Source organism: Bacillus sp. SIMBA_074 (genome assembly GCF_046534555.1).
Classification (GTDB): Bacteria; Bacillota; Bacilli; order Bacillales; family Bacillaceae_G; genus Bacillus_A; species Bacillus_A mycoides.
Window position 1 is genome coordinate 1 of sequence record NZ_JAWRYM010000888.1, and the last position, 253, is coordinate 253.

The 253-nt window shown below is 49.8% G+C and carries 1 pseudogene; it reads left to right on the top strand.

The features are described 5' to 3' along the window. Nucleotides 1–42: 42 nt before the first annotated feature. Nucleotides 43–253, top strand: a pseudogene (locus tag SB773_RS33315) (ABC transporter substrate-binding protein); the annotation flags it as partial.

Genomic DNA, 253 nt, shown 5'->3' on the forward strand with positions numbered 1-253 from the left:
GTAGCAGTACTGGGCTCATCCGGTAGCGGTCCATCCCTCGGTATGGCGGAATTCGCTGCAGCAGAAAAGCTGCCCCTCATTTCCATGGCTGCTGCTGACCAAATCACTAATCCGGTTCGTGCTGGTATTTTCAAGACACCACATACAGATGTACATGGAACCAAACGCATCTTTACCTATTTAAAAGAAAAAGGAATCACCAAAAGCGCTACGCTCAATGACAGTAATCCATACGGCAGCGGCTGGACGCAGC